This window comes from Bowmanella yangjiangensis, from assembly GCF_017255015.1.
GTDB lineage: Bacteria > Pseudomonadota > Gammaproteobacteria > Enterobacterales > Alteromonadaceae > Bowmanella > Bowmanella yangjiangensis.
On record NZ_JAFKCS010000052.1, the window covers coordinates 1 to 6,556 of the forward strand.

Here is a 6,556-nt window from a genome sequence, read left to right on the forward strand (position 1 = left end):
CCCGAATTTCGTAGGTGCTTCTGCTGTTCCGCTTATGGCCGATAGCCGGCAGTTGTCAGCGTATTGAAACGACCTCTCTTCTGGGGCGCGAATACTGAAAGATTATAGCTAGCCGCTTCCTGAATTCGCTTGCTTCACCAGGTGACCACGGGGCGATGGCGCTCGGTTTCGTAAGCCTGGTTTGGGTGCTATGCACCTCGCTCTTGTCGACTTGTGCCAGGGCTACCTCTATCAGATGAGGTTCCGTTATGTCCGTTGAGGGTGGGCTCACGAAAGCTGCCGTAAGCTATTTGGGATCTTGTCGAGCCTGGAAAGCACTGGCCTCCGTGCAAGTGCCGTCAACGCCGGTATCCTCTTACTTTTGATGTAGTCGATGCTCCCCACCAAGTAGACGCAATCACGCGCCCTAGATATAGCCACGTTTATGCGACGGTCATCGGCATAGAAGGTAGCGGGCCCGACAGTCCGCACGAAGGAAAAGAAAACCACATCAGCTTGCCTGCCCTGAAAGGCATCCACGGTATCTACTTCGATAGTTAGGTGCTCGCTGAAATCGAGTTTGGATAGAGCAAGTTGAAGTTGCTTGCATTGGGCACGATAGGGCGTGATCACCGCTACGCTTAAACACCTTCCGTTGTTGAAGTAATCGTCATTTCTCTCTCTTTCTGGTAAACGGGTAGAACCTCCGTCGGCGTCGAGCATAACGCCATCTGAATCGATGTCTGCGCGAGGGAACGCTTGGTTATTGGACGCTGCAGCTTTTGTTTCGCCAATCTGCTGATGCATCTGACCCAAGCGATCTATGATGATCTGGATCTCTCGCTGATTAACTAGAGTTTTCCGCTCGTTGCCTCGCTCTGGGGGGACGTAGTAATTCTTAGAGTCGTAGGTCAGCCAGGCGAAATGCTCGAACAAGCCGTTTCCTACGGTGCGGCTGTGCTCAAGTCCATTGGTATAAAAGTGTTTCGAGATGAACATGCCGATTTCTGGCAGCATACGGTACTGCTTTAGCAGCGTCCCCTTCATGCACTCCGGGAAGTTCTCGAAGATCCGCTCGATAACGCCGTCTCGGATCAGCTTCTCTTGGGCTTCGTCGAGCTCCGAAAGCGCTTCGGATTCTTCTTGGCAGAAAGTTGGCGGGAGCTGTTTGTGGTCTCCCACCAATACACATTTGCGGGCTACGGTGAGCGACATCAGCCACTCGGGCATAGTCGCCTTTGAGCATTCATCGACGATGGCCAAGTCGAACATGTCGCTGTCCTTGTCCATGAAGTGCTCCAGCTGATTGCAGGTCACGCCGATGATCTGGTGGCGGTCAGCCAGGTTTCGCACCTGCCACCTGGGAAGATCTATAACTCCACCCCGTTTACGCCCACATTCCAGCTTCTGCCAAAGCCGCGCGGTGAGCTCCGGGGCCTGAGCTAGCGCCTGCCGCCATGCGGTGTCGGCTCGGTCTAGGGCCTGGACTTCAGTGGCTGCTGGGTTTTCCAGTGAAGATACTGAGAAGCGTGGGTAGCGCATTACCTTCTTCATCTGGCCGGCGTCGAGGTGCATGGTCAGTCGATCAAGCGCGTTGTCGACGGCAACGTGCGTTTCCGACGTGATGAGAATCCGCGCCTCCGGTTTGCTGCGCAGGGTTTGAAGAATTATTTCAACGATTGCCGTGGTCTTCCCGGTACCGGGCGGGCCCTGGAGGAAGAAGATGTCCTCACACACCAGGGCTTTCTGGATCTGTGAGTAGGCATAGGTATCCGTCAGATAACACTTTTGCACTGGCGTTGGCGCATCAATGGCCATTGAGTCGTGTAGCCCCGCGTCAGCGAACTCAAACTCAGTAGTAACCTTGTTGCGAGTTCGAGAACCTGATGCTGCGGATGGCTTGTAACCGCCCGCGGCTTCATCGATGGCGGTGGCTTTCTCCAGGTAGTACTTGGCCAGGATGACATTGTGAGAAACGTTGCAGTTGGCACCACAGCGAAACCGCGTAACGTATTTGATTTGGCGCTCGTATTTTTTGCGCGTGATCGGATCATCCGTCATGTCGACCAGCTTCACGAGATACTCCAGCCAGTCGTCAATGTGATCGATCAAGTCTGGAGGCGGTGAGCCAGGAGTAATGGGACTGGCTGGAGCAGGTTGGCCAAATAGTTTTTTCGCTGTCATCTCAGATCTCCTCGACTTTTGGTTTGAGGAGCACCATGGCACCTGCGGGGTTATCAACACCGATACCCGCCAAAATCTCGTGGATCAGTAGGGCATTTCGTTCCAGTTGCTCGGCTGCCAAGGGAAGTTCCAGTACTTGGCCAGCTGCCAGCGCCTCTACGATTTGCATGTCGGTGTCGACGGTCAGCACGCCCATGTTGAGATGAGCCATGTTGGCTGCAATCAATCGATCCAAGCCAAGCACAAGGCGGTTGATCGAAAACTGCGGCAAAGCCTTGAGAAGGGATTCGTTGGTGTTGTATCCCAGGCATACGGCTTCGCAGATGGATACAAAGCTCTCTTTGGAATGCGGGCTGCGCCAGTAAAAGCTGAGTTTTGATACAGCGGCTTTCGATGAGGTCACTTGCGACTCCCTGCTGGTGGCCTGACGGTTTTTGTGGCGAGGCCAATGGCTGGCCAATAGATTTCAGTGTCTTCGCGTGCAAGTAGATGGAAGACTTGCTCGATGATCTTCGACGGGTGAAGCTCGTTGATCCATCCCAACAGTTTCTTGATCTCATCCCGGCGCTGGTAGAGGGCTTGCCGTCCCGCAAACACATCGCCTTTACGAGCCTTGGCATGATTCAGTGACTCGTAGATCCCTGTCCGCTCAGCCTTGTAACCGTCTAGCGACTCATACTCTTGATCTTGATAGGCTCGATCAATCCGCGACTGGACGTGTTTTCTCTGATCATGGAGGTCTGAGATATTGGCTTTTGCTTCCTCCCACATAGGCGCGGTGTCGGAGATCAACAGAAGGATTTCCTTTAGATTTCCCCCATGGGGCATCTGAGAAATCCATTCGTTGGCGAGAGGCGAGTCGGTCTGAGTGAATTGGTAATAGTTCTCGAATACTTCCTGCAGCTCCCTGAACTTGGTACTGCAGAGTTCGTTGAGCTGCTTCACCCGCTGTTTGACCTGGCGATGCTCCTCGCGATGCTTATCCACTTCCGCCTTCAGCGCTGCAATGGACTTTCTTAGCTCGCTTTGCTGTTTCCTGAGTAGACGTTTATAGCTTTCGATACGGCGCAGGGCACGGTCGTACTCCTTCGCATCCGATTTGGCATCTCTCAGGAAGTCCTTGGTGTGTTTGATTATTGCCGCCGTGCTGATCCGCGGTGGGCGATCGGCAATGATGCTTTGCCAGGCTTTCCGATCCTGCTCGCGCGATAACCGCACCATTTCCTCAGCGAGGGCATCCAGGTAGTCGATGGTAGAAACAATGACCTGGACTTTTTCCTTGTCCAGATTCCAGCGCTGCTCGCTGATGTTTTTGCGCAACCAGATCTCAACGCAAAGGAACATGGCTGCCGGCAGCTCTTCGAGGTAGGCCACGTAGTCGGTCGTCTGCTCAATGTGATCGTTTAATTGCGCCACATATTTTTTCAGTTCTTCCTGGCGTAGCTTGGCGAGCTGTTGAATTTGATGTTTGTAAGCGTCCGCTTTTGCCTGAACGCGTGCTTGGCTTGCAGCCGCCTCACGCTCGTACTCATCAATCATGCATTGCGTTTTGTGCCGATGCTTTTCGAGGCTGCGGTTAGTCAAAAAATGGATTAGTTTTTTTAGCATCCTGTGCTCCTAGCACTACGGCTGCACGAAGAATTCGTAGGCTTGATCCCAGGGGCTCTTGTGAGGCAAGACTTGGGTCAGCCGTATATCGATGGTGGACAGCATGGTGCGTGTCAGCTTTTCCGTATCGCCGCCCGCTACCCCAGTTTGTTCGAGCGACTGTTGGAGCGTCTTAAGCTCTTCACTGTATGCCTCTATTCGCGCTTGCTTGAGACGTTCCTGAATGCTGGCCGTCTGTACTTCCTTGCGCTGATTGACCAGGTTGTTCTTGATGGGCGTAAACATCAGGAACTGGATTTCAAGGTGAGTATTCAGGTCTTTGCTGAGCATCTGGTAGCGCTCGCCAGCCTGGCGAGTGATTTCCTGTCGCTGATGTTCATAGTCCTGCTCGATCATCAGTATTTTCTGCTGGTAGCCAGCCTTGAGCTGGTAAAGCGCTTCGGCCTCTTGAGTAGGCAGTTTGGAAATCTGCGATTCGATTTGTTTCTGCGCAGCCATGAGTTGGCTTTTGCGGGTGCGGTATTCGGAGAAAACCGAGATGCTGCCCGAGAACGGCAACATGTCCTTCCACTCGAATTTAAACTCCGACATCGTCCCGACCAACCCCACATACTGAGAGAGGTTGATCGTACCGCCGTTGAGCTTGGCCATCGCCTCTTGCAAGTCCTGCATCGCCAGCTTTTTGCCTTCCGCCGAGAAATGCCCGACGTACGCCGATATGGCAAAGGAAAAGCCAATGGAGAAGACGGTACCCAATGCGATCGGGCCCAGCGCACCAAGTGTAGTGCCCAGGAGGGTGGTGGAGGCGATTTCAGAGGCGACCCATTGACCGAGGAAGGTGGCAGTGGCTGCTCCCGCGCTATACGCCATCGATCCACCCACTACAGTGACCGTTGTACTGATCATGGAGCCGCCAAACTCCAGGCTGTCGATTTCGCCTTGGGAGAATTTGTAGATGTTCTGCCCGAGATTCACTGTAATGTTGGCAACAGCGGCGGCAACGTTGCCTTTGACGAGATGGCCTCCAGCATTCTTAAGAGCAGAGTGTGAGGCCGTGTCGATCAGGTTTTGGCCCAAATGCTGTATACCAGTCACGAGCATGGCGTTCCCCGCACCTTTAAGGGAACTCAACACGATACGTTCGGCTGCTTCGCAGCATTGTTCTATGGTGAGAGGCTCGTCGCTGCGCAGGATGCCGAGTAGCTCGGATGCTGCGCCGATCGAAGCGCCGCATATCGCACCAGCCTTGGCAGCATTTGCGTACTGCATGCGATTAAATTCAGCCCTAACGCGGTCTTTATCGGCGTACTCGGGGCCTTTCCCATCCTTCTTTGTCTCATTGACGAGCTCTTCTGAACTGCCTTCTCCCCGACGTTTAAGCGGCTTGCTTTTGATGTCGGGGCGGTCGTCCGAATGGATGGAGTCGTCGAGCGTCTCAGCTGTTTTTTCGTAGTTTTTGCTGACATCGGGCCGTGTATCACGGTTGCGGGCAGCTTCTTTGTGGGCCGTAGCCTGAGCATCTGTTAGCTGTTCCTCAGGAACGACCTTACCGACATCTTGGTAATCAGCATGATTGATTGCTTTAGCGCTGTTCTCGGCGTCTTTGTAAAATTTGAGCTGGTAATCCTTCGAACCTTCAGGTGTGTTGATTCTAATGTCGGTCACAGGGTCGTTACGGCGCCCAACATCCATCGTGGCGCGATGGTTGTTAGCGCCTTTACCCGCGGCCTCGATGTTATATGAGCCGGTATGGTGAGCTTCCGCGGCGAAGCCTTGCTGGATGTCCAGGGACTGGTTCGTAATAACGCCCGCGTCGGTACTAATCGACTGTTTGATTAGCACCGAGTACTGCTCCAACGCCTCGTTCAAAAACTGGTTCTGCAGCTCATTGAAGCCGCCTAGTGCTGTACGAAAACCTTGATCCAAAGCTTCCTTCGATTGCATGTGATCTTGTCCTTCAGGTCGGTCGCTGAGTCAAATGAAGCGCCCCAGATTTATCGCGAACGTCTCGTTTCAGTCAGGCCGTCATAGCCGACCGTCTTGTCTCTAGTGGCAGTTTGCCTCAGTCTCTGTAGGTGGGGAAATATCCACTTTCGAGAATCGTTATGGACAGAATTCACTGGTTTGCTGTCTCCAACCCCGAGCAGAAGCGTTTCCCTGAATGGCGACGCTCCTTCGGCATCAGCGACAACGGCACCGTCTTCGTGCCGGCGGCAATGGCTGGCGATGATTCGGAGTTGCACGTCATGCTCTGCGCCTCTGCTGACGGGCAGAGCACAACGGTGCACCTCGATCATCACTTCGTACCCAGCGACTGGCTCAAGCGCGAGTTTCCCAAGCACTTCGAGTTGATCGAGATCATCGAGGCTCGTGCGCAACTCACCTTGGCTGCTGCATTCCAGCAGCAGGAAGCTCAGCGACAGGGTTGACCTGCAATTAGAGGGGGGAGGCCGGCTGGTACGCGCAATCTAGCGGAGGGGCACCGCAAGGAGCTAATGCCAGTTAGGTAGCTTTCCCCTGTTAAGATCAGCCTTTTCCGGCGAGACAGATTCGCCGAATCGCATGGACATCGCAAAGGCTGGTATCAAGTAGGCTCTGTAAGCGAATCGAATGTAAAAACATCTGCTAATCGAGCGATCACACAGCCTGCGCAAGCACAGGGTTTCTGGAGCAGGGCCGCGCACATCCTTGCCGAATGGATGCTCCGGGCTGTCCAGGCTCATCGCAGTAAAGGCAGAACCTTGAGTCAGGCGGGCTGAGCAAGTAGCAGGCAGTGCACTCAAGG

At 53.9% G+C, this 6,556-nt stretch carries 5 protein-coding genes; 1 reads left to right on the forward strand and 4 read right to left on the reverse strand.

Annotated elements, in window-relative coordinates:
* Nucleotides 1-267 precede the first annotated feature (267 nt).
* The 4 genes from J0A65_RS20895 to J0A65_RS20910 are packed head-to-tail and all read right to left on the reverse strand — an operon-like array spanning nucleotide 268 to nucleotide 5,715.
* Nucleotides 268-2,163: an AAA domain-containing protein gene (locus tag J0A65_RS20895; protein ID WP_206596276.1), complete on the reverse strand. Its 1,896-nt coding sequence runs from the start codon at nucleotides 2,161-2,163 to the stop codon at nucleotides 268-270.
* 1 nt (nucleotide 2,164) lies between these two features.
* Entirely contained in the window at nucleotides 2,165-2,566 is a 402-nt protein-coding gene (locus tag J0A65_RS20900; RefSeq protein ID WP_206596277.1) for a hypothetical protein, read from the reverse strand.
* On the reverse strand, nucleotides 2,563-3,771 hold the full coding sequence (locus J0A65_RS20905) for a hypothetical protein (RefSeq protein ID WP_206596278.1): 1,209 nt from the start codon (nucleotides 3,769-3,771) through the stop codon (nucleotides 2,563-2,565). The genes J0A65_RS20900 and J0A65_RS20905 overlap by 4 nt, the downstream gene beginning before the upstream one ends.
* Before the next feature lie 15 nt (nucleotides 3,772-3,786).
* Nucleotides 3,787-5,715: a hypothetical protein gene (locus J0A65_RS20910; protein ID WP_206596279.1), complete on the reverse strand. Its 1,929-nt coding sequence runs from the start codon at nucleotides 5,713-5,715 to the stop codon at nucleotides 3,787-3,789.
* A 161-nt stretch (nucleotides 5,716-5,876) separates the two neighbouring features.
* Between J0A65_RS20910 and J0A65_RS20915 the strand changes: the two genes are divergently transcribed.
* Entirely contained in the window at nucleotides 5,877-6,200 is a 324-nt protein-coding gene (locus tag J0A65_RS20915) for a hypothetical protein (RefSeq protein ID WP_033988836.1), read from the forward strand.
* Nucleotides 6,201-6,556 lie beyond the last annotated feature (356 nt).

What these genes read in the sequence shown, in the direction of transcription:
- J0A65_RS20895 (WP_206596276.1), bottom strand. Translation starts at nt 2,163, where the DNA reads ATGACAGCGAAAAAACTATTTGGCCAACCTGCTCCAGCCAGTCCCATT.
- J0A65_RS20905 (WP_206596278.1), bottom strand. Translation starts at nt 3,771, where the DNA reads ATGCTAAAAAAACTAATCCATTTTTTGACTAACCGCAGCCTCGAAAAG.
- J0A65_RS20910 (WP_206596279.1), bottom strand. Translation starts at nt 5,715, where the DNA reads ATGCAATCGAAGGAAGCTTTGGATCAAGGTTTTCGTACAGCACTAGGC.
- J0A65_RS20915 (WP_033988836.1), top strand. Translation starts at nt 5,877, where the DNA reads ATGGACAGAATTCACTGGTTTGCTGTCTCCAACCCCGAGCAGAAGCGT.